Raw genomic sequence first — 26,255 nt, forward strand, 5'->3', positions numbered from 1 at the left:
TACAGAAAAAATCCCCCATCCATTGGAGGGGGATTAGAATCAATTGGCCTGATCTAAGTCTTCAGGTACACGGTTTGCTTGACGCAACCGCTCGCGTACGAAGTAAATGACGGTCAAGCCGATCAACCATGGGATACCGAACTTGAGTAAAATGTTGAAGTCGGTAAACCATGTCGTGATCATTAAGCTGAGCAATAATACCGCTCCGAGAAGCGGGAGGAACGGATACCCCATCATTCGGACAGGAAGTTTGCGTCCTGTCCATTTTTTACGGAAGAACAAATGAGAGACGAACACCATCAACCAAGTGAAGATGGCTCCAAACATCGAGATCCCCATCAAGAATGGGTATGACGACTCCATGAAGAGTTGTAGCAGGGCTGCCAAGACGATTCCGCCTGTTGAAACGAACAATGCAGCTGTCGGAATCCCGTTTTTGCTCACTTTTTTAAATACGTTTGGTGCATCGCCCGCTTCAGCGAGTGAATACATCATGCGCGTTGAGGCGTAAAGTTGTGCATTCATCGCCGACAGAGCGGCAATCAAGATGACGAAATTCAAAATGCCTGCTGCGCCAGGAACGTCAAATCGTTCCATGACGAGGACGAATGGGCTTTGGTCAATCCCGGCCTGTTGCCATGGGATGAGCATGAGCATGATGGCAAGTGTGATCACGTAAAAGAAGGCTAGACGGAATACGGTTGCGCGCAAAGCGCGTGGAACCGCCTTGTCCGGGTCTTTTGCTTCTCCTGCTGTGACGGCTACGAGTTCCGTTCCGAGGAAACTGAAGAGGGAGATGAAAATTGTCACCCACATCCCGTAAAATCCGAAAGCGAAAAAGCCTTGATCGCCAGCTGTTAACGATTCGACTGGAGAACCGGGTTCACCGAATAAAGCCGCTGCACCAAGGATGATGAACAGCATGATTGCAGACACTTTGATGAAGGATAACCAGTACTCGGTCGTCCCGAACGTATGAACGTGACGGGCGTTAACGTAAATGAGTAATCCACCGAACAGGGCGACCCATACGAATCCGTTCACATCCGGAAACCAGTATTGCATGTAAATGGCGATGGCACTGACTTCGACACCAATCGCAAGGACGTTCGCCACCCAGTAGGAATAGCGAACCAAAAATCCGGCGAGCGGATGGATATATCGTTCGGCAATCGTCCCGAATGATCCCGAAGTTGGGTGGGCGACTGTCATCTCGGCGAGGGCACCCATGAGTAACAGGACGATGAACGCGCCGATTGCATAACTGACGAGGACGCTTGGTCCTGCTGTTTGAATGGCGAGACCGCTTCCGAGGAAGAGTCCTGTCCCGATCGCACTCCCGAGAGAAATCATCGTGAGCTGTCGCGTAGACAGTTCTCGTTTGAGTTTGTTTGTTTCCACAATCGATTCTCCTTTAGCAAAGTGAAATGTTGATGGGAACGACTATAGCAGACACAAAAAATACGTGTCAATTCGAAAAAATGAGAAGGTGGACGGTTTTTGAGTGGCACATATAGAGGCAAAGTTTTTTTAATTTTTTTATTTGACAGGCTTGGGGCGGGCCTGTATAGTACGAGTTAACTTAACTGAAACGAACAAAGGCGTCGACGAAGAGAAGTAACGACGAATCTTGTATGACAGAGAGCTGATGGTTGGTGTGAATCAGTATACAGGACGTCGCGAATGGACTTCTGAGCTCTAAACCGAACTTTGAGTAGGCTTTAGCGGGTTACCCACCGTTATCACGGGGAAGCGGATGATTGTCCGTGAAGTGGGTTCTTAGGAACCAACGAAGGTGGCACCACGGGGTTACTCGTCCTTCTTGTAGCGTAAGCTATGAGGAGACGGGTGACCCCTTTTTCGTTTCAATAACACAAATCGAGGATTGAGAAGAGTAGCGCGAGAAGACGTTTCGTCCAGAGAGTCAGGGATGGTGGGATCCTGACCGAGGCGTCCGCGTGAATGGACTCATGAGAGCATGACTGAAGGAAGAGAGTAGGTCGTGACGGCTTCCCCCGTTATCGGGATACGATGTGATTGCATCGGAGAGTGGATTCTTCGGAATCAACGAGAGGTGGCACCGCGGTCTAGAACCGTCCTCCATACGACGACTGTCGTATGGAGTTTTTTAATACACATTTTTAGAGGGGGAACAGACGATGATTCAACAATTGGAGACAAACGCATTATCAACAGCAGATATGAAAGTGGCAGCAAGCGAAATGTTCCAAGCGGATGAGGCCCAAATCGAACGGGCGCTGCTCGCACTGAAAGAACGCGGGGAGACGGCAGAAGAGATGGCGGGACTCGCGGCGTACATCCGTGAAGCGGCACAGTTCCCCCCAACGGATTTACCGGTACTTGATGTGTGCGGCACTGGCGGCGACGGGGCGCACACGTTCAACATCAGCTCGACCGTCGCGTTCGTTCTGGCCGGTCTCGGTATTCCGGTCGCCAAGCACGGGAATCGAAGTGTATCGAGTCGATCGGGGAGTGCCGACGTCCTCGAGGCATTGAACGTTCCAATCGTGAAGACGGCGGAAGAAGTACATGCCGACTTAGGAAGGACGAACTTGAGTTTCCTGTTTGCCCAGCATGTACACCCGATCATGAAGCACGTCATGCCGGTCCGGAAACGACTGGCGACGGCGACCATCTTCAACCAAATCGGACCGCTTACGAATCCGCTTCGTCCGAAAAGACAACTTGTCGGTGTCTATCATCCATCCCTAATCGAGAAGATGGCAACCGCAATGCGTCATCTCGGCGTGGAGCGTGGCATGGTCGTCCACGGTGCAGGTGGTCTCGACGAAGCGAGTCTTGCCGGTGTGAACGACGTGTACTTCTTCGATGGGGAACAGACGGCGCGCTACGCGGTCGACCCACGGGATGTCGGCTTGATGCGGGCACCGCTCGAAGCATTACGCGGGGGCACACCGGAAGAGAACGCTGCGACACTTCTCGCCGTGTTGAACGGAGAAACAGGTCCGGCGCGAGACGTCGTCTTATTGAACGCAGCACTGGCTCTTTGCACGTATGGGACGACTTCAACGCTCCGTGCGGGAGTGAACGAGGCGAAACGAAGCATTGATGAAGGACACGCCTTGCGCGTATTACAACACTTACAACGTACGGAGGTAGAGGCATGAGTTATTTAACAAAAATCATCGGAACGAAAATCGAAGAGGTTAGTCGCATGCAGCCAATCGATGTGGCTGTGACAAAGCCAATCGCTCTCTTGAGTCGAATGAATGAAGGGTTCCACATCATCTCGGAAATCAAACGATCGTCTCCCTCGAAAGGAATGATTCGGGAAACGGTCGACGTCGCCGAACGCGCTCGTCAATACGAACAAGCCGGTGCGACGATGATCTCCGTTTTGACAGACACGACGTATTTCAACGGGTCCTTTGACGATTTGCGACAAGTCGCCGAGGTCGTCACGATCCCGGTGCTCTGTAAAGATTTCATCATCGATGAACGACAACTCGACTATGCGAAGCATTACGGAGCGAGTGTGGCCCTTCTCATCGTGGCGGCCCTTCATCCGAAGCGTCTCCACGAATTGACGCGATACGCTCGCTCCATCGGTCTCGACGTCTTAGTTGAAATACATGACGAGACGGAGTTGCGTATCGCACTCGAACTTGATGACGTATTGATCGGCATCAATAACAGAGACTTAAAGACGTTCGAGGTATCCCTCGAGACATCGATTGATTTGATGAAACGCTATCCCGACGTCACCTTCGTCAGTGAAAGTGGCGTCAGTACGGTCGAGGCGGCTGCGCGCCTACAAGAAGCCGGGGCAAGCGCCATTCTCGTCGGGGAAGCACTCATGCGTGAAGAAAACCCGACCCGGTTACTCGAGGAGTTGAAAACATGTTCGTTAAAATCTGTGGAGTAAAGACAGAGGAAGCTGTCCAGGCAGCGGTTGAAGCGGGAGCGGATGCCGTCGGCTTCGTATTCGCACCGAGTTCCCGTCAAATCGACGTGACAACAGCAAAGGAACTAGCGGCACAAATTCCACAATCGGTACGAATCGTTGGTGTGTTTTTAAGTCCTTCAATGGAAGACATCGAACAAGCGATGGAAGTAGGGCTGACGGATTTACAAATTCACCATCGGACGCAATCAATAGAAGACCTTCGAATCTTCGGAATACCGATTATCGATGCATCGAGCGAAGAGGAGGCAGATGTGCGGTTGATGGACCACCCGACCCCGGGAAGTGGGCAAGTATTAGACTGGAGCTCAATGGTCCGACCACAGCGTCCGTTTTGGCTAGCGGGCGGGCTATCTCCAGATAATGTGAGACAAGCGATTCAAACGATTCAACCAGACGGCGTCGATGTCTCGAGCGGTGTCGAGACGGACGGTGTAAAAGATATTGAAAAAATTCGCACGTTCGTTCGACGTGCCAAGGAGGAAACGAGATGTATGCACAACCAGTGAACGGGAAATTTGGACAATACGGTGGAAAGTACATTCCGGAAACGCTCATGCAGGCGGTCGAAGAATTAGAGGTCGCTTACGAAGAGGCGAAGCAAGACCCAGTGTTCCATGAACGGTTTGCGTCACTGCTAAGGGAGTATGTCGGACGTGAGACACCACTTTATTATGCGTCGAACTTGAGTCGCCGTCTCGGGACGAACGTCTATTTGAAACGTGAGGACTTGAATCATACCGGCGCCCATAAAATCAACAACACGATCGGGCAGGCGCTCCTTGCGAAACGAATGGGGAAACAAAAAGTCGTCGCTGAGACGGGTGCCGGTCAACATGGTGTCGCGACTGCGACGGTGTGTGCGTTACTCGATTTGGAATGTACCATCTTTATGGGGGAGGTCGACGTCGAGCGCCAAGCGTTGAACGTGTTTCGGATGGAATTGCTTGGTGCGAAAGTCGTACCTGTCAAATCAGGCAGTCGCACGTTAAAAGACGCCGTCAATGAAGCGCTTCGTTATTGGGTCAAACATGTCGATGATACACATTATGTGATGGGTTCCGTACTTGGACCGCATCCGTTTCCTCAGATGGTACGTGATTTCCAAAGTGTGATCGGGACAGAGACACGCCGTCAAATCCTCGAACAGACAGGGCGTCTACCGGACGCCGTCGTCGCTTGTGTCGGCGGAGGGAGCAATGCCATGGGGATGTTCTATCCGTTCTTAAACGATGAGTCGGTCGCGCTCTACGGTGTCGAGGCGGCAGGAAGCGGCATTGAGACCGATAAGCATGCGGCGACCCTTACAAAAGGGGAGGTCGGTGTCCTGCATGGTTCGCTCATGTATGTGTTGCAAGACGCGGCCGGACAAATCGAGGAGGCACATTCGATCTCAGCCGGGCTCGATTATCCAGGTGTCGGACCGGAGCATAGTTTTTTGAAGGATATCGAACGGGTGCGTTATGCGGCCGTGACGGATGACGAGGCACTCGATGCGTGTCTCGCCCTCAGTCGACAGGAAGGAATCATTCCAGCACTTGAGTCTTCGCACGCCCTCGCTTACGCAGAGACGCTCGCGCAGACGATGGGAGAAGAGGAAATATTGGTCATTTGTTTATCGGGACGAGGAGACAAAGATGTCCACACAATCCGGGAGAAGGTGGCGACACGATGAAACTAGAGATTGCGATTCGACAGAGAGAAGGGGCGGCCTTCGTCCCATATATCATGGCCGGTGACGGCGGGCTCGACCAACTCATTCCGACGATCGTCCGATTAGAAGAGATGGGGGCGACGGCGATTGAACTAGGCATCCCGTTCTCCGATCCGGTCGCAGACGGACCGGTTATCGAGGCGGCGGGAAGGCGTGCCTTGTCTGACGGCGTGACGCTCGAAAAAGTATTGAACCATTTAATAGAAGGAAAAGGTCAATTCAACGTCCCCATCGTCCTCATGACTTACTTGAATCCGGTGTTCCGATATGGGATTCAACCGTTCTTTGATCGGGCCGCAGCGTGTGGCGTGAGTGGGGTCATTATTCCGGATCTTCCGTTCGAGGAAGGGACGCGCTTATTTGATGGAATCAACCGGCATGATGTCGCCGTCGTCCAATTGGTCACCTTGACGAGCAACCGCAAACGGACAGAGGAAATGTTAAAGAAGGCGGAAGGATTCGTCTACGCCGTGACATTGAAAGGGACGACGGGGAAGGCGGATCGGTTTCCGGAGGAACTGCTCGATCATCTGAGAGGGCTGGTCGAACAATCCCCGGTTCCGGTACTTGCCGGATTTGGTGTTCATCGCGCTGAGCAAGTTCAAACGCTCGGAACGGTATGCGATGGGGTGGTCGTCGGCAGTTTCATCGTCGAGGCGTTACACGAAAATCGGATGGAGGAAGTCGGTGCTCTCATTCATTCAGCGAAACATGTTCCGGTTTAATCGAAAGACCCTTAACTAAATTGCGCTCTGCAACAAGTGGAACGACACGACTTGCAATATGACGAGTGAATGAAATATCGATTCATTAGAAAAGGTCACGCTTTTTTGGCGTGACCTTTCGTGATTCCTTTTAAGGATCGATTCGTTCAAGACCGTCTTCGCCAAACTTTTGGTCGAGTTGGTCATGGCGATACGAGGAGGCGAGAACATATAACAGGTCACCCGGTTCAATCATCGTCTGCCCGTTCGGGGGAATCAAATAGTCATTCCGAACGATGGCGTTGACCACCGTATTCGGGGGTAACGTGATATCCGCCAGCGTCTTTCCGATCATCGATGACGCGTCTGTGACGACGTAGGCGATCAGCTGATACTGAGACCGCTTGCTCGAAACGAGTGCAATCGTATAAGGGGAACGAATTTTCTCCGGACCCAATAGACCTAGCCGGGAAGCGAGCGGTGTGAGCGTTGTTCCTTGAATCAAGGCGCTCGTGACGACTACGAAAAAGACGGCGTTGAAGATGAGTTGCCCGTCTTCGATACCGGCGATGAGCGGGAACGTCGCCAGGACGATCGGGACCGCCCCTTTTAATCCAGCCCAAGAGATGAAGAGTTTTTCTTTTGATGTGAACGCCATACCGAGTGTTGACAGGTAAACCGCAATCGGTCGAGCGAGGAACATTAAAACGAAGGAGACGAGTAGCCCTTTCCACATCAAATCGGGTTCAACGAGCTGTCTTGGGAAGACAAGCAGTCCAAGAATGACGAACATGATGATTTGCATGATCCAGGCGAGAGCTTCTGAAAACTGGACGATTGTCACTTCATGAGCGGTATGTGCATTCCCAATCGTCATGGCTGCCAGATAGACGGCCAAGAGTCCGCTTCCTTCAAAGTAAGCGGCGACCCCGTATGTCAAAAAAGCCATTGAGATCATCAAAACGGCATGCAGCCCACCAGAATCCAATTTCAAGTGGTTGATCATCCAGCGTGAGAGTTGACCGAGCAGGATACCGGCAAGTGCACCGACAACGATTTGGAGGAGGAACATCCAGATGCCGTCCCATACCGTTGTATCCGCTGTGGTCATGAAATCGAGTGCGAGAATGGTCAAAAACATGGCCATCGGGTCGTTGGAACCAGACTCCGCTTCCAACGTGGCTCCGACTTTCGGCGAAATGTTCTTTCCTTTAAATGCCGAGAAAACCGCGGCCGCGTCAGTAGATCCGATGATCGCACCGAACAAGAAGGATTCGATCCAACCAAAATCAAACACGAAATGAACGGCGGTGGCGACAACGGCCGTCGTCACCAACACCCCGAACGTCGCGAGTGAAATCGCTGGGGCCAGGACGCTTCGAATAGACGACCATTTCGTCTGCAGCCCACCTTCGAACAAAATGACGACAAGTGCCGCAACCCCGATGAGTTGAGCGAGGTTGGAATCATCAAAGAAAATAAACCCGGTTATATCACTTCCGACGACCATTCCAATCCCCATGAAGAGGAGAAGGGCGGGGAGTCCGAAACGAGAGGAAATCCGGGTGGCCAGTACTCCGGCAACGAGTAAAAGGCCGTATAACAAGATCAGGATGTCTGTACTGATCGTAGGTCCAGGCAAAAGAAACACTTCCTTCCGATACGTCACGTATTCCTTTCATTGTATCATCATGCATGATGTAGATTCAGGAACAGAGATTGTTGATAAAGCATATTGGAATTGTATGTTATAGATGTGGTAAAGTAGGGACATCTATAAAGGGGGATGACGATGTCAAAAATTCATGTGTTGCATGAGAATGACGAATGGACGAACCATCTCGTCAAACGTCTCGAACAATTAAACCTGCCTTACGAGTTGTGGCATTTAGACCGCGGTGTGATCGACATTGATTCGCCGCCACCAGAAGGTGTTTTTTATAATCGGATGAGTGCGTCGTCCCACACACGCGGTCATCGCTATGCACCGGAACTGACAGAAGGCGTGCTGGCTTGGTTAGAAGCGAACGGCCGGAAGGTGTTGAACGGTACGCGAGCGATTCGACTTGAGGTCAGTAAGGTGAACCAATACACAGCCCTTCGAAAAGCAGGCATCCGGGTGCCGAAGACAATCGCAGCTGTCGGAAAAGAACAGATTATCGAAGCGGCAGAGCGATTGGGCATGTTCCCATTCATTACGAAGCATAACCGGGCCGGAAAAGGTCTCGGGGTCCAATTGTTCCATACGATTGAGAGCCTCCGTCAGTACGTCTACGGTCCCTCGTTCGAAGATTCGATCGACGGCATCACGTTGATTCAGCAGTATATCGAAGCGCCGGAGCCGTATATCACGCGATGTGAGTTCATCGGAGGAAAGTTCTTGTATGCGGTACGGGTCGACACTTCGGAAGGGTTTGAGCTCTGTCCGGCAGACGCTTGCTCCATCGAAGATCAATTTTGCCCGGTCGGAGAGACGCCACCGGCCAAGTTTGAGATCGTTGAAGGGTTCGATGACCCCATCATTCCGCAATTGGAACACTTCTTAATGAACAATCAAATCGACATTGCCGGAATTGAAATCATTCGTGACCGGGACGGCGAGGTCTACGCCTACGATGTCAACACGAATACGAACTACAATTCGGACGCGGAAGCAAGAGTCGGGCAGTTCGGGATGCTCGAATTGGCGAAGTTACTCGGAGAAACGCTCAAAGTCGGTGTCGAAAAATAAGGGTCAGGCGTTTGCCTGACCCTTTTGCTGTGTATGTGTATGTTTCAATTGCTCTTCAAATCGATGTTGAACCAATTCTGCTGTCGGTGCCATTCGTTCGATGAACGAATCTAAACGTTCCGCAGTGTCTCGATCTGATTCTTTGAACACGCGCATCGTTGTTCACCTCGTTGATCATGATAACTTGCCTTCACTACTCATGATTCCCGAGGTGTTATACACATAAACCTTTAAACAGTAAAGAAAGTGCCGAGCTCTTCTTTCGGAAGGATGTTTCCGACGTAGAAGTCTCCGAACTCGCCATACTTCGCGCTTACTTCATCGAAGCGCATCTCGTAGACGATTTTCTTGAATTGGAGCGAGTCCTCTGCGAAGAGCGTGACGCCCCATTCCCATGCGTCGAATCCGGTAGACCCGCCGATGAACTGTTGAATTTTACCTGCGTAGCTACGACCGATCATGCTGTGGCGGTACATGAGGTCTTTGCGCTCATCCATGGAGAGCATGTACCAGTTGTCCCCGTCGCGGCGTGCTTTACTCATCGGATAGAAGCAAATGTGAGCTGCCTTCGGTAACGTCGGGTACAAGCGTGCGCGGATATGCGGGTTTTGATACGGGTCTTCTTCACCCGTACTACGGTACATTCCGAGCTCGATGACCGAGACATAAGAATAAGATGGAATCATATAATCATATAGTTTTGTTTGGCGGAACGCGCGCTCCACTTCCTCGAGCTCTTTGAACGTCGGGCGGAGGACCATCAAAACGAGGTCCGCTTTTTGACCGAGGATCGAGTAGAAAGCATGACTCCCTTCTCCACGAGTCTCGACTTCTTCAAGCGAAGTAAGGAAATCCGTGAATTCCTTGATCATTTCCTGACGTGTTGCCGCATCGACGAGCTTGAGTCGGGCCCAATCGATGGTACGGAAATCATGAAGTGAATACCAACCGTCTAATGTGGCGGCGGCGTGTTGCGTATTGGTTGTCGGTACTGGACGTTCTGACATAAAAAAACTCCTTTCGGGACTTGGCTTCGCTGTTTATTTTATCATACAGACTTCGGACACAGGCAAATTTGAAACACTGTGAGGGTAATCACAATCGGAATCGGGTAAAGAAGTATTGGAAATGAAAATGAAAACGGCTTCAGAATAAGCTGTATCAGTGGTTTTGTCGCAACTGTTCTATCCATATAATGATTGATTTCAAGCGATTTATGACGAAATGGGCAGAATAGTTTATTTTGAAAAGGGTACTGTGTATAATTGAAAACGCGTAAAGACACAAGTCAACAGCAAAGCCAATAGATTTATTGATGTAAATTGAGAAAAGGGGTCCATTCGTTATGAAATTATTTGAAACGTTGAAGCAGAAAGTCAGCCCGGTTCGTCCGACCATCGTCTTCCCGGAAGGTGTCGATGAGCGTGTTCTCGGAGCCGCTGTTCGATTGAAGGCAGACGGAATGGTCGAGCCGATCGTCGTCGGCGCGAAAGTGGACATCGAAGCGGTCGCTGCGAAGCATGGATTTGACCTTTCAGGTTTGACACAATACGACCCAGCGACATACGAAGACATCGATGTCCTCGTCGAATCGTTCGTTGAGCGTCGTAAAGGAAAAGCGACGGTCGAACAGGCACGTGAGCTTCTTACTTCAGACGTCAACTACTTCGGAACGATGCTCGTTCACACTGGAAAAGCGGAAGGGCTCGTTTCAGGAGCGATGCATGCGACAGCCGATACGGTCCGTCCGGCTCTCCAAATCATCAAGATGCAACCAGGCATCAAAAAAACATCGGGCGTTTTCATCATGGTCCGTGATGATGAGCAGTATGTCTTCTCAGACTGCGCAATCAACATCGCTCCGGACGCAGCCGATCTCGCTGAAAATGCATTCTTATCAGCGGCAACGGCAAAAACGTTCGGAATCGATCCACAAGTTGCCTTACTCAGCTTCTCGACAAAAGGTTCAGCAAAATCACCTGAAACAGAGAAGGTCGTCGAAGCGACTCGCCTTGCAAAAGAAAAGTCACCGAACCTCCCAATCGATGGGGAACTCCAGTTTGATGCGGCATTCGTCCCTAGCGTAGCGGCGAAAAAAGCACCAGGTTCTGACGTTGCGGGGAACGCAAACGTATTTGTCTTCCCGAGTCTCGAAGCAGGGAACATCGGGTACAAGATGGTCCAACGCTTTGGTGGATTCGAAGCGATTGGTCCGATTCTTCAAGGTCTCAACAAACCGGTGAACGACTTATCACGTGGCTGTAACGAAGAAGACGTCTACAAGTTGACGCTCATCACAGCGGCTCAAGCCATCGACGAGCGTAACGAAGCATAAGATTCAAGCATCCTTCTTTGAGGAAGGGTGCTTTTTTTATGTTTTTTCACGTTAGGACTGAGGTAAACTAATAAAGGAGTTTCTATTTGAAAGGGGAATCATCATGCAAAGCATTCATGCGACAGAATTACGGGAAAAGTTGGAGAACGGGGAGTCACTTCATGTAATCGATGTACGGGAAGAGGACGAGTACGAGGCGGGGCATATCCCGAACGTGCCGCTTTATCCGCTTTCGGAGTTTCCGGACGTGACCGAAAAGTTAGCGAAAGATAACGTCTACCACGTGGTCTGCCGTTCAGGAGGTCGCAGCCAACGGGCGTGTGACTATTTGGAATCTCAAGGGTTTCAGGTTGTGAACGTGGAAGGCGGCATGCTTGCGTGGGACGGTGACGTGGAAGCGTGATGTTAGAAAATCCGTGGGTCGTCATTCCGCTCTTGCTCGTCTTATTCGGAACGATATACGCTGTCATGAAGCGGGTTGATTGGAGAACGTGGCGGCTCGTCTGGGCGGTTTGGGTCATGCTCATCATCGTCCTATTGACGGTGCAGCTCGTTTTAAATACATGAAAAACGAGTGTGGCCTTTGAGACCACACTCGTTCTTTTAGTTTTCGCGCTTATCGAACGTAATCGATGCGATGGCATCGTGTTGGTGAATGGATTCTTCATTCCGGCACTCGATGAAGAAGTTGACGACTTCTTTCAACTCATAAAGGTCTGCTGCAATCAAGCGCACCATGTCCTCGACGAAGCGGGGATTTTCGTAGGCGATTTCTGTCGCACGTTTCTCATCAGGGCGTTTGAGGACCGGATGGAGCGGTGCCGAGGCGTTTGATTCCGCTGCATCAAGCAACGCAACCCGCCAGTCAAAGCCGTCGAGCGATGTTTCGTCGAGACCGGCTTCGATCGTGATATAGCCGCGCTGGTTGTGCGCACTATACTCGCTGATCTCTTTCGAGCATGGGCAAAGGGTCGTCACGTTGATGATGAGACCGACCGTGACGCTCGCAGTCCCTGTCTCGAGGTTGTATGTCACACGGTGCATGACATCTGCATTCATCAACCCGCTGAGACCGGTAGCCGGTGCTTTACGCGTGAAGAACCATGGATAGCGGACAGTCAATTGACCTTCCGTTTGTTCCATACGTTCTGCGAGCTCCTGGGCGAACTCGATCAAAGTACGGTTCGAGATCGTCCAGCCTTGCTGGTGGTAGGCATCGAGTTGTTCGGTTAAACGGGACATGTTGATTCCTTTGCGGTCCTGGACGAGTGATGTCGTCAGCTCGAACGTTGCGACCGTCGATTGTACGCCGTTTGGTGTCTCAATGTTGACGGGGTGTTTAACGTTTGAGATGCCGACGCTGTCGAGCGCGAATAAGAAATTTTTCGGTGTATTTTGTAAATCGACCATTTGTTCTTTCTCGGTCGGTTTTGTTCCTTTAATCGGTGGGACCGACCCGAACAATTTATGTCGTTCTGCTTTTGTAGGTAAAGCAACATGGCTTGTAGACATATTCGGATTCTCCTTTTTCAGAGAGGTACAAGGTACCACTCGTTCTTGTTAGGATTTTATCACGAAACCGAGGTGGACCGGGTATGAATTTGCTCTCCAAACATGTTTTGAATCTGTAAAACGGAAAGAAAAAACTTCATTTATTGAAGAACGAGGATTGATTTACAGGAAAAACGGGAATAAAATGGTCCTGTGAACTTAAAAAATAGATCACTGTTAAATATGAATGAATTGAGATAAAGGAGAGGTTTTAATGGATTGGCAGTTACTTCTGCAGTATGCCTGGATCGTCGTTGTACTCGTCGGTCTCGAAGGCCTGTTGTCTGCAGACAACGCGCTCGTCTTGGCCGTCATGGTTAAGCACTTGCCACGTACCGAACAGAAAAAGGCACTATTCTATGGATTGTTAGGGGCGTTCGTATTTCGTTTTATCGCCTTGTTCCTGATTTCATTCTTGATCGACGTCTGGCAGATTCAAGCGCTCGGTGCCCTTTACTTGATTGGTATGAGTGCGCGTCACTTGTATAAAACGCACAAGGCGCGAGGGGTGGATCCGAAGCAAGACCTTCCGATAGAAGCGAAAGAAGAGGCGGCGGTGACAGAAAAACCGGTGACGAAGAAAGAATTTTGGTGGACGGTCGCAAAAGTCGAATTTGCAGACATCGCGTTTGCCATTGACTCGATTCTTGCCGCTGTAGCGCTCGCTGTCAGTGTGAAGCCACTTGGACTCGGAACAATCGGCGGGATCGACTCGGGTCAATTCTTCCTCGTGTTGACGGGTGGTCTCATCGGTGTCATCTTAATGCGGTTTGCAGCCCGAATCTTCGTCAAGCTGTTACATCAACGCCCATCGCTTGAGACGGCAGCCTTCGTGATCGTCGGCTGGGTCGGGGTGAAACTCGTTGTCCTCGTGCTCGAACATCCGAAGTTTAAAGCGATGATTGAAGGGACGCCGTTCGAGTTCATGGGCCTTCCGGACGGATTTGTCCACTCGACGGGATGGACGCTCTTCTTCTGGTCTGTCATGGTTGGAATCGCCGTATGGGGCTGGTTCTCTTCAAAACCAGCTGCGGTCAAACACTAAAAAAATCCAGCTTCTCCATGGAGAAGCTGGATTTTTTTATGCTGAAAGAATCTCAGGCTTCGCGAGTGCCACAGACTGACTATTGTCTGTCCTGGGCGGATGACCGACTCATGGATTGAAACAGATATGTCCCACCGTTTGTTTCCTGCAAGAACGTTCCGGTTGATTCAAATCCACATGCTCGATAAACACGAATGGCCCGTTCATTAAATGTGGCGACAGCTAATGTGACAGTTTTCGGTCCATAAGTTGTTTCAATCCAATGTAAAATGGAGGTGATGAATGTTCTTCCTTGCCCATTCCCCGTCCGGTCTGGGCGCATCCCGAGTCCGATTTCGACGGTTTGTGCATCGGAAAATTGAAGGATGACGAACCCGACTAGCTCATCGTCATCGAAGATGGCGAATGTCTTGTCACCACGTTGTTTGGCATCTAAGAAAGCAGCTAAATCCTCTTCGTCGGCGTCCATGTTGTAGAATGCATAATCGTCATCATAGCGCCACTGGAAGGCGATTGTTTCAGCTTGAACTTGGGACATCGGTCGAAAGGTATAGGTCATTGACTGATTCCATCTCCTTTATTTCTAAATCAGCATGGTACACTCTTTATAGTATCAAGAAATGGAATAGGGGAGTGAGATGGATGACAGTCAAATTAGATATGGTTGGGGTTGTCGTGACGGAAATGAAACAGTCTCTCGATTTTTACCGGACGCTCGGTTTTGATATCCCGGAATCAGCGAATGAGGAAGCGCATGTCGAAATCGACCAGGGTGGCGTCCGCCTCGCGTTTGATACGGTGGAAGTAGCCGAATCCGTGTACGGGGAATGGAAGCCGTCTGAAGGTCACCGGATTGAATTAGCCTTTTTGTGTGAGAGTCGCGAAGCACTTGACCGTTTACATGACGAAATCGTGGCGAAAGGATATCGTTCTTATCGCGAGCCGTGGGATGCGTTCTGGGGGCAACGCTATGCGATCGTTCTCGATGCAGACGGAAACTTGATCAGTTTGTTCGCTTCATAAAACAATCCCAGCCGGATTCGGCTGGGATTTATTTTTCGTCATGTGATTCGCCCCACGAACAGAGCGCATTCATCGCGGGTTGCAGTCCCCGGGCTTCTTCTGTCAACGAATACTCGACATGGAGTTGTTTTTCGGTTGAATAGTCGATGCGACGGACCATCCCGAGCTGTTCGAGCTCACGCAATTGGTCAGTCAACACTTTGCGGCTGACGTCCGGGATGGCACGTTGAATCTCAGAAAAACGGCGGGGACCATCTTGCAGGGTACAGTACACTTGCGGTCGCCATTTGCCGCCAATAATCTCAAGAGCACGGTTAACAGGGAACGATGTCGTCATGTTCAGGATGCCTCACTTTCGGGTAGTTACTTCAATGTGCGTACTTTTTTTATTGTTTCGATGAAGGTATCTTATCGTTATCCACCAAAATGAGCAAACAAAAAGAAAAGGAGCTAATCAACTATGACGTATCCAAGAATATTTTCACACATCGGCCTTTCTGTACCGAGCGTAACAGAGGCAGTTAAGTTTTATGAAGAGGTCATGGGATGGTACACGATTATGACGCCATCCGATGTTGTCGAGGATGATTCACCAATCGGTGTGATGTGCACAGACGTTTTCGGACCAGGTTGGGGTAAATTCCGTATCGCCCACATGTCGACAGGTGACGGGATCGGAATCGAACTGTTTGAATTCCCGAACAATGAGACGCCGGAGGATAACTTCGAGTTTTGGAAGACTGGGATCTTCCATTACTGTGTCCAAGACCCGGATATCGAGGGGCTTGTGGAGAAAATCGTTGCCCATGGCGGGAAACAGCGCATGCCGATCCGGGAATATTACCCAGGAGAAAAACCGTACCGCATGGTGTACTGTGAAGACCCGTTCGGCAACCTTGTCGAAATTTACTCACACTCTTATGAGCTCACGTATTCGGAAGGAGCATACTAAATGATGAAAGCTTGGTTGTTGGATGAGCCTGGTCTTGAACACTTGCACCTAGGTGAGATAGAACGACCAGAGCCTGAGGCAGGTGAACTGTTGATTCGGGTGGAGGCGGTCGCCTTAAACCCTGTCGATTATAAAGTCGGTTCGAACGGGAATCCGAATTGGTCATATCCGCATATATTAGGGGTCGACCTCGTCGGAGAAGTCGTGAAAGTCGGCTCAAGCATCGCCAACATCATTACAGGGGCACGCGTGGCCGTACACACGGATTTGACGAAATACGGTGGGTTCGCTGAATATACGGTCGTCGATGCCCGTGCCTGTGCCGTCGTCCCGGAGACGGTGAGTGATGAAGCGGCTGCTTCGATCCTCTGTGCGGGAATGACGGCATATGAGGCCATCATGCAGAAGTTGAACACACGGGATAAAGAAACGATTTTAATTCATGCCGGTGCAGGTGGTGTCGGCGGATTTGCGATTCAGCTCGCAAAACGGCTAGGTTTGAAAGTATTCACGACAGCATCTCCGGAAAACTTCGACTGGGTCGAATCCCTCGGTGCGGATGTGATGATTGATTACAACGTCGAGGATGTCACAGAACGGATTATGGAAGAGACCCATGGCCGTGGGGTCGATTTAATTTTGAACACGGTCGGACGTGACGTCGCGACAGCCGACTTGGACCGCCTCGCGTATAGTGGACATCTCGCGCATATTGCAGGTCCGCCTGATCTGTCGAATATGAAAGGGTTCACGTTGTCTCCGTCGATTCATGAGGTCGCACTGGGCGCCGCACATGCGAGCGGGAATGAGCATGCGATTCGAAACTTATCGTATATGGCGGAAGAACTGCTGGCACTTTTAGAGGCGGGCGAGTTACAAGATCTCGTGACGGACGTGTTGCCGTTTGAACAATTGAAAGAAGGGTTGGAGCAGTTGGAGACACGGAAAGTCCGTGGGAAACTGATTGTTCGCGTCCGGAACTAAATCGTAGACTTCCTGTTATACTGACAGGGAGTCTATATTGCATTGGAGGGGAAGGAATGGAACAGTTGGCCGAATCGTACCACTACGCAAGCGTCCATCTGAACGGACATGGGAAGCGCGAAGTCGGGATGTTGAAACGTGCGTTGGAGCAAGTGAGTGATGAAGAGCCGAGCGATCAGTATGGACGGGGAAAAGTCATTCGGCAGTTCGAAGAAAAGCTGGCCGGTGACCTCGGGAAAGAAGCGGCGGTCTTTTTTCCGAGCGGGACGATGGCGCAACAGATTGCGTTACGGATTTGGTGCGACGAAACGGGGAAACGCACGGTCGCTTACCATCCACTCTCTCATTTAGAAATTCATGAGCAGGATGGATTAAAAGAACTCCATCACATCGAACCGCTTTTAGTCGGTGAGGCGAACCGACTCATGACACTGGAAGAAATCGAAGCGTTGCCGGATATTGCTTGTCTACTCCTGGAGTTGCCGCAACGTGAAATCGGCGGTGAACTGCCATCGTTTGATGAACTGGTCGCCATCAGCCGTCATTGTAAAGAGCGGGGCATCCATCTACATTTGGACGGGGCGCGATTATTCGAATCTCTCCCCCACTATCAAAAAACGGCAGCCGAAGTATGCGCGTTGTTCGATAGTGTGTACGTCTCGTTCTATAAAGGCATCGGCGGAATCGCGGGGGCCATCTTAGCCGGACCGACTTCATTCTGCGACACGTCGAAAGTTTGGAAGCGCCGTTACGGGGGTGATTTGATCAGCCTGTATCCATATATTCTGTCTTCCGATTATTATTACGAGCTGCGTAAGGATCGGATGCAGTCGTATATGGAGCAAGCACAATCCTTGGCTGAACGGCTAAACGCAATCGATGGAGTGTGGACGACCCCGGGTGTACCGGTCACCAACATGTTCCATCTTCACTGGAATGGAGACGCGGAAACGGTCGCACGACGCATTCAGGTTGCGCAGGAAGAGACGAGTATTGGACTGATTGGATATATCGTGCCGAAAGACGGCTATTGTTCAACTGAAATTAGTATTGGAGATGCGTTCGGTAAAGCCTCAGAAGAAGAAATTGATCGCTTGATCGACGCGCTTGTCCGCCTGTGAAACCCTTTCTGAAGAAACAAACGTTTCTTCAGTTTTTTTAATTTCTTCATACCTATATATTACACTTATTATACCTGGTGGGGTATAATGAGATTGAAGTTAAGATCATGAATGAAGACATCTCATGACCTTTTGTGTATGCGCTTTCAATATTGTTATGAAGGGAAAGACGTGTACGGGTTAGGGAAGAACAACATGTGTGAAATTGAAGACGAAAGGGGAATTGCGCTATGCGTAAACATTATCGAGTCGTCATCGTAGGAGCAGGAACCGGGGGGATCAGTGTCGCTGCTCGAATGCTTCGTGAAAAACGTCATTTGGCGGATGATATCCTGTTGATTGACCCTGAGACGAAGCATTATTATCAGCCGCTTTGGACACTTGTCGGAGCTGGCGCCGTCAAGAAAGAAGAATCCGTTCGGGAGATGATGTCACTCATTCCTGACGGAGCCATCTGGTTGCAGGACCGTGTGGTCGGTTTTGACCCTGAAGCCAATCAAGTGGAGACGGCAGATAACGGTTCGATTCAATACGACTATCTCGTGGTTTCTCCCGGAATCGAAATCGACTGGGAGCGAATCAAAGGGTTGAAAGAAGCGCTCGGTACGAAACAAGTGTGCAGTAACTATTCATATGAACACGTGGATTACACGTGGGAAACGTTGCGTGGTTTTGAGGGCGGAACGGCTCTGTTCACCCATCCGGCGTCTCCAGTGAAGTGTGGAGGCGCACCGCAAAAAATCATGTACTTGGCGGAAGACTACTTCTCGAAATCGGGGGTACGGGAAAACAGTAACATCGTCTTCGGTTCGGCAAACCCTGCTATCTTCGATGTCACTAAATATCGAGAGGCGCTTGAGAAGGTGTTGGACCGAAAACGAATCGAGACCCATTTCCGCGTCAATTTGACGGAAATCAAAGCAGATGAAAAGGTCGCCGTCTTTGAAAACCTGGATTCGCATGAGACGTTCGAGATGAACTATGACATGATTCATGTCACGCCGCCAATGCAGGCGCCGGCATCGATCCGTGAAAGCAAACTAGCGGACGCGGGCGGATGGCTGGATGTGGACAAGTACACGCTACAGCACAAACGCTATGAAAATGTGTTCGGCCTTGGAGATTGTACGAATTTACCTACTTCGAAGACCGGGGCTGCCATTCGCAAACAAGCACCTGTCGTCGTGCACAATCTGCTCGACCAAATGTACGGAAAAGTCCCGGTCGCCACATATGATGGCTATTCGTCCTGTCCGATCGTAACAGGTTACAACTCACTAATCCTTGCCGAATTTGACTATGAAAAAGTACCGCAAGAGTCGATGCCGTTCAATCAGGCGAAAGAGCGCCACAGCATGTACATCCTGAAAAAAGATTTTCTTCCACTTTTATATTGGAATGGCATGCTGAATGGGACGATGTGAGAAAGGGGAGAGAAGAATGGAACGCTCAACAACAGAAGAACAAACCGTCGAAACCGTGTTGACACGACCGGATGTCGAGCAGGCGCTCATCTCCCTCGTGGATCGCTTACCGAAGATTGAACAATCCTTACGACGCTTAGAAGACGCGGTCGATTTCGGTATGGCGACAATTCAAGACGAAGAAGTGAAAGATAAACTCGATCGCGTGATGGATTCCTCGAACATTCAAGTCGAGACGCTAGAAGCAGCGATGCAGTTAATCGAAAAATTACCGATGTTACTGCAAGTGACGAACCAACTCGAAGCGATGTTCGACTTTGCGAAAGACGTGTACCAGGATGAAGAAACAAAAGAATTGATCGGACGACGCGTCGAGGAATACGTGACACCTGCAAAAGAAAAAGTCGAATGGTCTCGCGCTACGTTCGAAGAAGTGCAGCGTCGTGTAGCGGAAGACGATCGACAAATCACCTTGTTCTCGCTCATGAAATGGCTGAAAGAGCCGTCTGTCCAGCACGGACTCAAATATATGCAGGCGACGATCGACGTATTATCTGAACGGTCAGCGAAGCGGTGAGTCCTCAAAAGATGAACGCTCGCTTTTCAAACTAAATCGAGCTCCATGTTGTCAGTTTTTCGGGCGTGATGTGATCACGTCCGTTTTTTTTATGGGAAAAGCGGAATGGTTGGCATCGTTTACCCCTAGGGGTATGATGAGGGTAAAGACTGATTCATGGAAAAGGTGAAGAAAGAAGGAGAAAGAATGAAGTTTGATTTAGAAAAGACGATCGATTCACAGTACATTCAACAACACTTGGCGAATGAGCGTACGTTCCTTGCCTGGATTCGTACAGCCATCACCGTGATCGGGATTGGCTTTTTAGTCACCAATTTTCACTACTATCGAAGTGAGAATTTGAGTGCGATGGAGCATCAAATCATCACCGTGATCGGCATGTTGTCCATCTTATTCGGTATTGCGACGATTCTCGTCGGGACACGTTCCTATTTAAAGAAAGTGAAAACCATCAACACGCAACAGTTCAAATCGGCGAAGATGAGTCTCGTTGCCCTGGCAATTGGGATGGTATTCATCTTTTCGCTCATTTTGATTGTGAGTTACTTTTTGTTTTAAACATGACAACACCGCCACTTCGGGAGTGGCGGTGTTTGTTGTTTATTGCGAAAGGATCGCGTCGAGACGATCGAGCTGAGAAGAATAGCCTTCGATGGAACCCATATCGATTATTTGTTTGAGTGTTTTTTCATCTGGGAGCTCAGAACGGCTGATGAGCAACGTTCCTTCTGGCGTCTCGACGAACTCATTTGTAATCGTCATGACCGGCATGTCCGGATTCACGTGTCCGCTCGCGTCCGAAAAAGCATCTGTATAGACGATTCGGGCGTATGGGTCGATGTCGATGAACGTCGACTTGCCCCACGACTCCATGCCGTAAAAATCACCTTGTTCCTTGTCGATGCACGTCATGCAATAATGCCAAATGCCGCCGGGTTTGAATTCAAACGCGTGGACGTCGGTTTTCCATCCGGCTGGTCCCCACCAGGCCTCAAGGTGGGCCGGGGTGGAAAACGCCTCAAAGACGAGTTGCCGTGGCGCATTGAAAATCCGTTCGATCACGAGCGTCGTGCCTTCTACATGTGATTTGACAGTACTCATTCTAAATTCTCCTCTCGGTGTGACTCCTCTAAAAACGCCTCTAACCGATCGAGTCGTGACGTTTCCCGTTCGATGTACGTCCGCCATGCATCCATTGCTTGAAACGCTTGACGATTCAAAGCGTACCGCCTGCGATTCGCATCGATGGTGACCGATACGAGACCTGCCTCATGAAGAATACGCAAATGCTTGGACGTCTGTGGTTGACTCATGTTCAGTTGTCGAGCCATCGCCCCGACCGTCCATTCTTGTTCGCGCAACAAATCGATGATTCGCAGACGATTCGGGTCGGCTAACGCTTGAAACAACGATACAAGTTGCTCCTCCATGTTTCGTCACCGTCCTCTTATTTATATATTCCCGATTTGGAATATTCCAAACAAGGAATATTGTTAAGAGAACAACAAGTCGAGCACTTTTTCTCCAATCGGTCGTTCGGTCCCCTCATGAGGATAGGCATGGATGTGAATCGCAGGATTGAAGTTCAGTTCGATGATGCCGTAATCGATCGATTCGTCCGTGAGAGAAGGGATCATCATATCGACGCCGCATATGGTCGCACCGATCGATTTTGCTGCATCGACCGCAATTTTTTTATACGTCTCAGGCATCGAGTCCGTGTAGTCGATGCTGTCACCACCCGTACTAATATTGGAGTTTTCTCGTAGGAAAATTCGTTCACCGTGTTCAAGAATGTCATCCGGGGTTTTATGCTGTGCATGCAAAAACGAGATTACGATGTCATCGATCTCGATTTTTTCAAGCGGGGTCTTGTACCCCTTTCCCCGAAGCGGGTCTTCGTTCTTCTTTGTGACGAGTTCGCGGATTGTCGACACGCCGTCTCCGGTCACGTTCGCCGGGACGCGGTGGAGGACACCGGCGACCTCATCCCCGATGACGAGAAAACGATATTCTTTACCGGGTATGAACGTCTCGAGCAAAACGACCTCGTCGAACGACTTCGCATGATGAAAGGCGGCAATTACCTCATCGCGTGTGGCACCGTCTTTGAAGATGTGGATGCCGATGCCGAAGTTCGTCGATTTTGGTTTTAAGACAATGGGGCGCTGCTCGTATGCATTCCACACCTCGAGCAGGTCCTGAACCTGTCTCAACTCGACGCCCTCAGGCACTCGAATGCCTCGCTCGGCCAAAATGTGCTTTGTCACCGTTTTATTTTCCATCATGAGGACGGACACATAGTTGTCCTTCGAGGTTTTCGTCGCTTGTTTGACGTACTCGACGTGTTGACCGTGGCGAATGCGAATGAACTGATCGCCCCGATCGATGACGTCGACCCTATATCCCCGCTTCAAGGCGGCTTTCATCAACACCTGGGTCGACAACTCCAAATCGAGATAACCATGGACACGGAAACGGTTGGCGTAGGCGTCCTGGTAGAACGTTTCCGCTTGACGGAGCGACCATTGCGTATAGCCGTCTTTCGTCATGGCGGCGGTGGCTTTGGATGAATAGGTCAGGTCAATGTCCTTGATGCGCGCTTGCATGGCTGAGAAGACGTCCTCGAGTTCGGGAGAAAGCGAGTGAAATGCCTCGATCTCATCGAGGAGCTCCTGTGCATATAATTGCAGGGAAACCTCATTTCCATCACGATGCAACATCAAGTCAGGAGACAACCCTTCCTTGGCGACGCGTTGCTGATTAGAAAACGCCTCGGCCTGCCAATCAGGAAACGAAGTCTCCTCCTTGAACGTCCAGTAGAGCAGGCAAGCATGGAGAAATTGTAAATCCTTCCGGGCGATGCCTGTCTTCTCGAACGGATTCAGGTCGATATTACGAATCTCGATATAATCGATCCCATCGTGCTCAAGGTTCGATAAATCATTTCCACCCCGTGAAGTCTTCAGACGGACCGGCGAATACAATTCGTTTGGGGTGACGATATCGCCTTGCGAAATAAAGTGGCGTACACTGCTCGTATAACCTTGAAGAGACGAATAGTTCGGGTAAAGCGGTTCGATGTTCGTATAGCCGCAATCGCTGTTTCGGTAAGAGAGGGCAATCTGGTTCGAATACACATCTTCGTTTACTGCCTGCATCCGGCTGACACACCGTTCTTCATAGCTCGTGTGGACCGCGGGGGTCGCACCGAGTAAATACACGATCAACCAGCGGAATCGTAAATAGTTACGGACGAGTTTGAGATAGAGTGAATTTTTAAAGTGCGGGTAACATTCGGGTGACCCCTCGTGTAAGGCGGCAATCAAATCATCAGAGAATGAAAAGTTGAAATGAACGCCCGAGATCAACTGCTGTTTCGCCCCATATTTATGAAGGAGGTGTTCCCGATACATCCCGGCATCCGGCGCGAAAGTTCCGAAGTTGGCGATTGGAATGGCTTCACCGTCCGGTAAAGGGCATGGCATCGACTGAGGCCATAAACGTTCATCCCCGATATGAAGAGCCGTAATGTCATAGAGCGTCTCTAAAAACTGATGTGCCGCCTCGAGGGTCGGGAACGGGGGCGTGATCAATTCAATCTGACTCTCGGAAAAATCGGTCGTGATATACGGGTGGGTGGCCTTGTCTCCGAGAGACGAAGGGTGTGCCGTCAAAGCGAGCGCCCCGTCTTTCGTGACACGTAGCATCTCACGCTCGAGAGCGAATTCACCGCTCATGCGCAAGTGTTTCGGGAGTTGTTCAAACCGTTTCTGCAAGGGAAGTCACTTCCTTTTTCGTAAATTGAACATAGAGAGCGGACACGAGTCCTTTGATCACGCTCGAGAGCGCGATACTCCACCAAATTGCATCGATCCCAAGGTAAGGTTCCAGTAGCAGTGCAAGGGGAATCCGGGCGACCGTAAAGACGATGGAAATGGTGGCTGGAATTTTTGGCAAACCGAGTCCGGAAAAGTAGCCGTTTCCTATCATTTCAAGGGAAGCGAACACGAGAGAAAATCCAATGATTTGAAGGTAACTGGCTCCGATGTCGATCGTCCGGGCATCCTCCACGAATAACCCGATCAGAGTATCCGGAACGAGAAGGAAGACGAGCATGATGAGTCCGGTATACAGCATTCCAAGACGGGTGGTGACCCGATATCCTTCATGGACGCGTTCGACTTTTTGTGCCCCGAGGTTTTGCCCGGTATAGCTGGCAATCGCCCCGTTCAGCCCTCCGATCATCATATAGGCGATCGATTCGATTTGAAGACCGATCCGTTGAGCGGCAATCGCCTCGGTGCCGTACGTACCGATCATCCGGCCGAGAATGATGCCGATGACGGTGAAGAGGACACGTTGCGTCGCCATCGGGAACCCGAGCCGTAGAAGCTCTTTATAATCCTCAGATGTCGGCATGACCGTCTTTTTCCATTGAAATAAGGCATGGGCACGATGCCAGAAGAAGCCGAACATGACAATGTTTGCGACAAGTGTCGCGATTCCCGCCCCGAGAACGCCGAGACCGAGCGGATAGATGAAAAGCGGGGAGAGAACCATGTTCAAAATGACTCCGGTCGCGTTAATCCGCATCGCCGTCGTCGTGTTGCCGTAAGCGCTGAATAGACGTGCGAACAGCAGGTTGAAGAAAGAAAAAACAAGCATCGGTGCGCTGACGAGTAAGTAACGGTAGGCGAGTTCTTCGACGCCTTGGTCCTGCATATTTAAAAATCCAATCAAGTACGGACCGGTTGAAACGAGAACTCCGGCGAATAGAAGGCCGAGCATCAGGTTCGCGCGTCGTCCGGCCCGAACGTAACGCTGAATGCGTGAGTCATCACGCTTTCCGACTGCCTGAGAGACTTTAATTCCTGCGCCGACGACAATCAGTGACTGAATCGCCTGTCCGAGTAAGATATAAAAACTGGCCGCCCCGATACTGGCGACGGCATCACTTCCGAGTGCACCGACCCAAAACATATCGACGAGACTATACGTGAACTGTAAGAGTGAGCTACCGACGAGCGGCAGGGCGAGCGTGAGAATGACACGCTGTACCGATCCGGTCGTCAAATCAACGGTTTTCACAAAACAAGACCTCTTTTCTACTATATATAACCATTTAGTTATATATAAGCACGATGGAAACAGATTAGCAATCGAGAGAGGTGACTTGATAAAAAATCGACACAAAAAAAGGAATTCAGGGCGAATTCCTTAATGTGTATAGGCACGAATCCAAGTCGTCATGTAAACGAGTATCGCGATGATCAGCGTTGAAGCAAGGGCGTAGATTGGATAAGTGGGGAGGGCATCTTCAAACAACGGATAGAACATGAACGACCCCATAAAAATAGGTACGGATATACCAAATGAGACGCTCGATGCACACGGTATCAGTCACTCCGGTCTGATTGACCGCTACTATTTTCAGTCGATTTACTTCCGCGAACCGAGCGGGATCTTAGTGGAACTGGCGACAGATGAACCGGGGTTCGCGACGGATGAATCCATCGAAGCACTCGGAGATCGACTCGCCTTGCCGCCGTTTCTTGAGGCGGGACGGGCGGAAATCGAAGCGAAGTTAAAACCGATATAATCGAAAAACCCGACGGCCTATTTTCAGTCCGTCGGGTTTTGTATGCCTAGTAGCATGCCGAGTTCATTCGTTCGATTGGCGACGAGATCGGCAATCGTGTATCGGTCGAGCACATGAAAGAACGCCAGCATCGCCTCATTCAACACACTTCGTAAATCACATGCAGGTGCGATGACACAATGCCCTTCACCAAAACACTCGACAAGTTCAAGTGGTTCCATCGTCCGGACGACATCTCCGACGTTAATCTCTGCCATCGGACGAGCAAGTCGAAAGCCGCCGCCGCGGCCACGCACTGACTCGAGATAGCCGTGCTTTCCAAGTTCATAGACAACTTTCATGACGTGGTTCTTCGAAATTTGATATTGGTCTGCCACTTCTTGAATCGTGACAAGTCGATGCGAAAATGTGGCGCTATACATAAGTGTTCGGAGTGCGTAATCGCACGTTTGCGTGAGTCGCATAATCGGTCACCTCTCTTTTATCATTGTACAAGACAACAGGGGAATGTGCGATTTCAACAAATGTGAAAAAACATTGACCAAA

The 26,255-nt window shown here is 50.3% G+C and carries 29 protein-coding genes, 1 pseudogene and 2 other annotated features; of the genes and pseudogenes, 18 read left to right on the forward strand and 12 right to left on the reverse strand.

From position 1 onward, the window contains the following. Nucleotides 1-39: 39 nt before the first annotated feature. Nucleotides 40-1,401: an amino acid permease gene (locus KNP03_RS11755; RefSeq protein ID WP_214829483.1), complete on the reverse strand. Its 1,362-nt coding sequence runs from the start codon at nucleotides 1,399-1,401 to the stop codon at nucleotides 40-42. 194 nt (nucleotides 1,402-1,595) lie between these two features. Then, nucleotides 1,596-1,824 (forward strand) — a binding site (T-box leader). 48 nt (nucleotides 1,825-1,872) lie between these two features. After that, nucleotides 1,873-2,104 (forward strand) — a binding site (T-box leader). A gap of 55 nt (nucleotides 2,105-2,159) precedes the next feature. On the opposite strand from KNP03_RS11755, the gene trpD reads away from it, so the two are divergent. From trpD to trpA, 5 genes are read left to right on the forward strand one after another with little or no spacing between them, the layout of a single operon-like run. Then, nucleotides 2,160-3,149: an anthranilate phosphoribosyltransferase gene (gene trpD / locus KNP03_RS11760; RefSeq protein WP_214829485.1), complete on the forward strand. Its 990-nt coding sequence runs from the start codon at nucleotides 2,160-2,162 to the stop codon at nucleotides 3,147-3,149. Further along, the gene (gene trpC, locus KNP03_RS11765) at nucleotides 3,146-3,907 is read left to right on the forward strand and encodes an indole-3-glycerol phosphate synthase TrpC (protein WP_214829487.1); all 762 of its coding nucleotides are present in this window, start codon (nucleotides 3,146-3,148) and stop codon (nucleotides 3,905-3,907) included. Before trpD ends, trpC begins: the two co-directional genes overlap by 4 nt. After that, entirely contained in the window at nucleotides 3,883-4,455 is a 573-nt protein-coding gene (locus KNP03_RS11770; RefSeq protein WP_214829489.1) for a phosphoribosylanthranilate isomerase, read from the forward strand. The genes trpC and KNP03_RS11770 overlap by 25 nt, the downstream gene beginning before the upstream one ends. Next, a complete protein-coding gene (trpB, locus tag KNP03_RS11775; protein WP_214829491.1) occupies nucleotides 4,437-5,621 on the forward strand; it encodes a tryptophan synthase subunit beta in 1,185 nt (394 codons plus the stop codon). The genes KNP03_RS11770 and trpB overlap by 19 nt, the downstream gene beginning before the upstream one ends. Then, a complete protein-coding gene (trpA, locus tag KNP03_RS11780) occupies nucleotides 5,618-6,385 on the forward strand; it encodes a tryptophan synthase subunit alpha (RefSeq protein ID WP_214829493.1) in 768 nt (255 codons plus the stop codon). The genes trpB and trpA overlap by 4 nt, the downstream gene beginning before the upstream one ends. A gap of 130 nt (nucleotides 6,386-6,515) precedes the next feature. Here trpA and KNP03_RS11785 read toward each other — a convergent pair whose 3' ends face one another. Further along, nucleotides 6,516-8,006 (reverse strand): potassium/proton antiporter, encoded by a 1,491-nt coding sequence (locus KNP03_RS11785; RefSeq protein ID WP_214829495.1) that lies wholly within the window; start codon nucleotides 8,004-8,006, stop codon nucleotides 6,516-6,518. A 150-nt stretch (nucleotides 8,007-8,156) separates the two neighbouring features. On the opposite strand from KNP03_RS11785, the gene KNP03_RS11790 reads away from it, so the two are divergent. Next, on the forward strand, nucleotides 8,157-9,095 hold the full coding sequence (locus tag KNP03_RS11790; protein WP_214829496.1) for an ATP-grasp domain-containing protein: 939 nt from the start codon (nucleotides 8,157-8,159) through the stop codon (nucleotides 9,093-9,095). 3 nt (nucleotides 9,096-9,098) lie between these two features. Here KNP03_RS11790 and KNP03_RS11795 read toward each other — a convergent pair whose 3' ends face one another. Beyond that, nucleotides 9,099-9,251 carry a hypothetical protein gene (locus KNP03_RS11795; protein WP_214829497.1) on the reverse strand — a complete coding sequence of 51 codons (153 nt, stop codon included), beginning with the start codon at nucleotides 9,249-9,251 and terminating at the stop codon, nucleotides 9,099-9,101. Nucleotides 9,252-9,325: 74 nt separating this feature from the next. Then, on the reverse strand, nucleotides 9,326-10,102 hold the full coding sequence (gene hemQ, locus KNP03_RS11800; RefSeq protein ID WP_214829498.1) for a hydrogen peroxide-dependent heme synthase: 777 nt from the start codon (nucleotides 10,100-10,102) through the stop codon (nucleotides 9,326-9,328). Nucleotides 10,103-10,440: 338 nt separating this feature from the next. On the opposite strand from hemQ, the gene pta reads away from it, so the two are divergent. The 3 genes from pta (at nucleotide 10,441) to KNP03_RS11815 (ending at nucleotide 11,997) form a co-directional block, all read left to right on the forward strand. After that, nucleotides 10,441-11,430: a phosphate acetyltransferase gene (gene pta / locus KNP03_RS11805; RefSeq protein WP_214829499.1), complete on the forward strand. Its 990-nt coding sequence runs from the start codon at nucleotides 10,441-10,443 to the stop codon at nucleotides 11,428-11,430. Nucleotides 11,431-11,533: 103 nt separating this feature from the next. Next, complete coding sequence (locus KNP03_RS11810) at nucleotides 11,534-11,833, forward strand: rhodanese-like domain-containing protein (RefSeq protein WP_214829500.1); 300 nt, start codon at nucleotides 11,534-11,536, stop codon at nucleotides 11,831-11,833. Further along, nucleotides 11,833-11,997, forward strand: coding sequence for a hypothetical protein (locus tag KNP03_RS11815; RefSeq protein ID WP_214829501.1), 165 nt, complete (start codon nucleotides 11,833-11,835; stop codon nucleotides 11,995-11,997). Before KNP03_RS11810 ends, KNP03_RS11815 begins: the two co-directional genes overlap by 1 nt. Nucleotides 11,998-12,033: 36 nt before the next feature. On the opposite strand, the gene folE2 is transcribed toward KNP03_RS11815, so the two are convergent. After that, nucleotides 12,034-12,942, reverse strand: coding sequence for a GTP cyclohydrolase FolE2 (folE2, locus tag KNP03_RS11820; protein WP_214829503.1), 909 nt, complete (start codon nucleotides 12,940-12,942; stop codon nucleotides 12,034-12,036). Nucleotides 12,943-13,195: 253 nt separating this feature from the next. On the opposite strand from folE2, the gene KNP03_RS11825 reads away from it, so the two are divergent. Further along, nucleotides 13,196-14,026: a TerC family protein gene (locus KNP03_RS11825; RefSeq protein ID WP_214829505.1), complete on the forward strand. Its 831-nt coding sequence runs from the start codon at nucleotides 13,196-13,198 to the stop codon at nucleotides 14,024-14,026. A 79-nt stretch (nucleotides 14,027-14,105) separates the two neighbouring features. On the opposite strand, the gene KNP03_RS11830 is transcribed toward KNP03_RS11825, so the two are convergent. Beyond that, nucleotides 14,106-14,585: a GNAT family N-acetyltransferase gene (locus tag KNP03_RS11830; RefSeq protein WP_214829506.1), complete on the reverse strand. Its 480-nt coding sequence runs from the start codon at nucleotides 14,583-14,585 to the stop codon at nucleotides 14,106-14,108. An 83-nt stretch (nucleotides 14,586-14,668) separates the two neighbouring features. Between KNP03_RS11830 and KNP03_RS11835 the strand changes: the two genes are divergently transcribed. After that, nucleotides 14,669-15,049 (forward strand): VOC family protein, encoded by a 381-nt coding sequence (locus tag KNP03_RS11835; RefSeq protein WP_214829507.1) that lies wholly within the window; start codon nucleotides 14,669-14,671, stop codon nucleotides 15,047-15,049. A gap of 28 nt (nucleotides 15,050-15,077) precedes the next feature. Here the strand turns inward: KNP03_RS11835 and KNP03_RS11840 are convergent, their stop codons facing one another. Continuing rightward, complete coding sequence (locus KNP03_RS11840) at nucleotides 15,078-15,386, reverse strand: winged helix-turn-helix transcriptional regulator (RefSeq protein ID WP_214829508.1); 309 nt, start codon at nucleotides 15,384-15,386, stop codon at nucleotides 15,078-15,080. 123 nt (nucleotides 15,387-15,509) lie between these two features. Between KNP03_RS11840 and KNP03_RS11845 the strand changes: the two genes are divergently transcribed. The 6 genes from KNP03_RS11845 (at nucleotide 15,510) to KNP03_RS11870 (ending at nucleotide 20,665) form a co-directional block, all read left to right on the forward strand. Then, nucleotides 15,510-16,001, forward strand: coding sequence for a lactoylglutathione lyase family protein (locus KNP03_RS11845; protein ID WP_214829509.1), 492 nt, complete (start codon nucleotides 15,510-15,512; stop codon nucleotides 15,999-16,001). A gap of 3 nt (nucleotides 16,002-16,004) precedes the next feature. Next, the gene (locus KNP03_RS11850; protein ID WP_214829613.1) at nucleotides 16,005-16,985 is read left to right on the forward strand and encodes a zinc-binding dehydrogenase; all 981 of its coding nucleotides are present in this window, start codon (nucleotides 16,005-16,007) and stop codon (nucleotides 16,983-16,985) included. 56 nt (nucleotides 16,986-17,041) lie between these two features. Continuing rightward, nucleotides 17,042-18,106, forward strand: a complete 1,065-nt coding sequence (locus KNP03_RS11855; protein ID WP_214829510.1) for a threonine aldolase family protein — start codon at nucleotides 17,042-17,044, stop codon at nucleotides 18,104-18,106. Nucleotides 18,107-18,336: 230 nt separating this feature from the next. Further along, nucleotides 18,337-19,530 (forward strand): FAD/NAD(P)-binding oxidoreductase, encoded by a 1,194-nt coding sequence (locus tag KNP03_RS11860; RefSeq protein ID WP_214829512.1) that lies wholly within the window; start codon nucleotides 18,337-18,339, stop codon nucleotides 19,528-19,530. A 16-nt stretch (nucleotides 19,531-19,546) separates the two neighbouring features. Beyond that, entirely contained in the window at nucleotides 19,547-20,107 is a 561-nt protein-coding gene (locus KNP03_RS11865; RefSeq protein WP_214829514.1) for a hypothetical protein, read from the forward strand. 186 nt (nucleotides 20,108-20,293) lie between these two features. Then, nucleotides 20,294-20,665: a YidH family protein gene (locus tag KNP03_RS11870; RefSeq protein WP_214829516.1), complete on the forward strand. Its 372-nt coding sequence runs from the start codon at nucleotides 20,294-20,296 to the stop codon at nucleotides 20,663-20,665. 42 nt (nucleotides 20,666-20,707) lie between these two features. On the opposite strand, the gene KNP03_RS11875 is transcribed toward KNP03_RS11870, so the two are convergent. From KNP03_RS11875 to KNP03_RS11890, 4 genes are all read right to left on the reverse strand, one after another. Next, nucleotides 20,708-21,208, reverse strand: coding sequence for an SRPBCC family protein (locus KNP03_RS11875; RefSeq protein WP_214829518.1), 501 nt, complete (start codon nucleotides 21,206-21,208; stop codon nucleotides 20,708-20,710). Then, nucleotides 21,205-21,537: an ArsR/SmtB family transcription factor gene (locus KNP03_RS11880; protein WP_214829519.1), complete on the reverse strand. Its 333-nt coding sequence runs from the start codon at nucleotides 21,535-21,537 to the stop codon at nucleotides 21,205-21,207. Before KNP03_RS11880 ends, KNP03_RS11875 begins: the two co-directional genes overlap by 4 nt. A gap of 63 nt (nucleotides 21,538-21,600) precedes the next feature. Further along, on the reverse strand, nucleotides 21,601-23,886 hold the full coding sequence (gshAB, locus tag KNP03_RS11885) for a bifunctional glutamate--cysteine ligase GshA/glutathione synthetase GshB (RefSeq protein ID WP_240544597.1): 2,286 nt from the start codon (nucleotides 23,884-23,886) through the stop codon (nucleotides 21,601-21,603). After that, complete coding sequence (locus KNP03_RS11890) at nucleotides 23,870-25,303, reverse strand: MATE family efflux transporter (RefSeq protein WP_240544598.1); 1,434 nt, start codon at nucleotides 25,301-25,303, stop codon at nucleotides 23,870-23,872. Before KNP03_RS11890 ends, gshAB begins: the two co-directional genes overlap by 17 nt. A 181-nt stretch (nucleotides 25,304-25,484) precedes the next feature. On the opposite strand from KNP03_RS11890, the pseudogene KNP03_RS11895 reads away from it, so the two are divergent. Continuing rightward, nucleotides 25,485-25,709, forward strand: a pseudogene (locus tag KNP03_RS11895) (VOC family protein); the annotation flags it as partial. Nucleotides 25,710-25,732: 23 nt separating this feature from the next. Here KNP03_RS11895 and KNP03_RS11900 read toward each other — a convergent pair. After that, nucleotides 25,733-26,173 (reverse strand): RrF2 family transcriptional regulator, encoded by a 441-nt coding sequence (locus KNP03_RS11900; RefSeq protein ID WP_214829520.1) that lies wholly within the window; start codon nucleotides 26,171-26,173, stop codon nucleotides 25,733-25,735. Nucleotides 26,174-26,255: the final 82 nt, after the last annotated feature.

The sequence above is a fragment of the Exiguobacterium algae genome (assembly GCF_018617875.1).
Taxonomy (GTDB): Bacteria; Bacillota; Bacilli; order Exiguobacteriales; family Exiguobacteriaceae; genus Exiguobacterium; species Exiguobacterium algae.

What these genes read in the sequence shown, in the direction of transcription:
- KNP03_RS11825 (WP_214829505.1), top strand. Translation starts at nt 13,196, where the DNA reads ATGGATTGGCAGTTACTTCTGCAGTATGCCTGGATCGTCGTTGTACTC.
- KNP03_RS11875 (WP_214829518.1), bottom strand. Translation starts at nt 21,208, where the DNA reads ATGAGTACTGTCAAATCACATGTAGAAGGCACGACGCTCGTGATCGAA.
- KNP03_RS11850 (WP_214829613.1), top strand. Translation starts at nt 16,005, where the DNA reads ATGAAAGCTTGGTTGTTGGATGAGCCTGGTCTTGAACACTTGCACCTA.
- trpC (WP_214829487.1), top strand. Translation starts at nt 3,146, where the DNA reads ATGAGTTATTTAACAAAAATCATCGGAACGAAAATCGAAGAGGTTAGT.
- KNP03_RS11790 (WP_214829496.1), top strand. Translation starts at nt 8,157, where the DNA reads ATGTCAAAAATTCATGTGTTGCATGAGAATGACGAATGGACGAACCAT.
- KNP03_RS11835 (WP_214829507.1), top strand. Translation starts at nt 14,669, where the DNA reads ATGACAGTCAAATTAGATATGGTTGGGGTTGTCGTGACGGAAATGAAA.
- hemQ (WP_214829498.1), bottom strand. Translation starts at nt 10,102, where the DNA reads ATGTCAGAACGTCCAGTACCGACAACCAATACGCAACACGCCGCCGCC.
- trpB (WP_214829491.1), top strand. Translation starts at nt 4,437, where the DNA reads ATGTATGCACAACCAGTGAACGGGAAATTTGGACAATACGGTGGAAAG.
- KNP03_RS11840 (WP_214829508.1), bottom strand. Translation starts at nt 15,386, where the DNA reads ATGACGACATCGTTCCCTGTTAACCGTGCTCTTGAGATTATTGGCGGC.
- KNP03_RS11845 (WP_214829509.1), top strand. Translation starts at nt 15,510, where the DNA reads ATGACGTATCCAAGAATATTTTCACACATCGGCCTTTCTGTACCGAGC.
- KNP03_RS11860 (WP_214829512.1), top strand. Translation starts at nt 18,337, where the DNA reads ATGCGTAAACATTATCGAGTCGTCATCGTAGGAGCAGGAACCGGGGGG.
- folE2 (WP_214829503.1), bottom strand. Translation starts at nt 12,942, where the DNA reads ATGTCTACAAGCCATGTTGCTTTACCTACAAAAGCAGAACGACATAAA.
- KNP03_RS11770 (WP_214829489.1), top strand. Translation starts at nt 3,883, where the DNA reads ATGTTCGTTAAAATCTGTGGAGTAAAGACAGAGGAAGCTGTCCAGGCA.
- KNP03_RS11810 (WP_214829500.1), top strand. Translation starts at nt 11,534, where the DNA reads ATGCAAAGCATTCATGCGACAGAATTACGGGAAAAGTTGGAGAACGGG.
- KNP03_RS11830 (WP_214829506.1), bottom strand. Translation starts at nt 14,585, where the DNA reads ATGACCTATACCTTTCGACCGATGTCCCAAGTTCAAGCTGAAACAATC.
- KNP03_RS11815 (WP_214829501.1), top strand. Translation starts at nt 11,833, where the DNA reads ATGTTAGAAAATCCGTGGGTCGTCATTCCGCTCTTGCTCGTCTTATTC.
- KNP03_RS11795 (WP_214829497.1), bottom strand. Translation starts at nt 9,251, where the DNA reads ATGCGCGTGTTCAAAGAATCAGATCGAGACACTGCGGAACGTTTAGAT.
- KNP03_RS11865 (WP_214829514.1), top strand. Translation starts at nt 19,547, where the DNA reads ATGGAACGCTCAACAACAGAAGAACAAACCGTCGAAACCGTGTTGACA.
- trpA (WP_214829493.1), top strand. Translation starts at nt 5,618, where the DNA reads ATGAAACTAGAGATTGCGATTCGACAGAGAGAAGGGGCGGCCTTCGTC.
- KNP03_RS11870 (WP_214829516.1), top strand. Translation starts at nt 20,294, where the DNA reads ATGAAGTTTGATTTAGAAAAGACGATCGATTCACAGTACATTCAACAA.
- KNP03_RS11855 (WP_214829510.1), top strand. Translation starts at nt 17,042, where the DNA reads ATGGAACAGTTGGCCGAATCGTACCACTACGCAAGCGTCCATCTGAAC.
- trpD (WP_214829485.1), top strand. Translation starts at nt 2,160, where the DNA reads ATGATTCAACAATTGGAGACAAACGCATTATCAACAGCAGATATGAAA.
- KNP03_RS11880 (WP_214829519.1), bottom strand. Translation starts at nt 21,537, where the DNA reads ATGGAGGAGCAACTTGTATCGTTGTTTCAAGCGTTAGCCGACCCGAAT.
- pta (WP_214829499.1), top strand. Translation starts at nt 10,441, where the DNA reads ATGAAATTATTTGAAACGTTGAAGCAGAAAGTCAGCCCGGTTCGTCCG.
- KNP03_RS11900 (WP_214829520.1), bottom strand. Translation starts at nt 26,173, where the DNA reads ATGCGACTCACGCAAACGTGCGATTACGCACTCCGAACACTTATGTAT.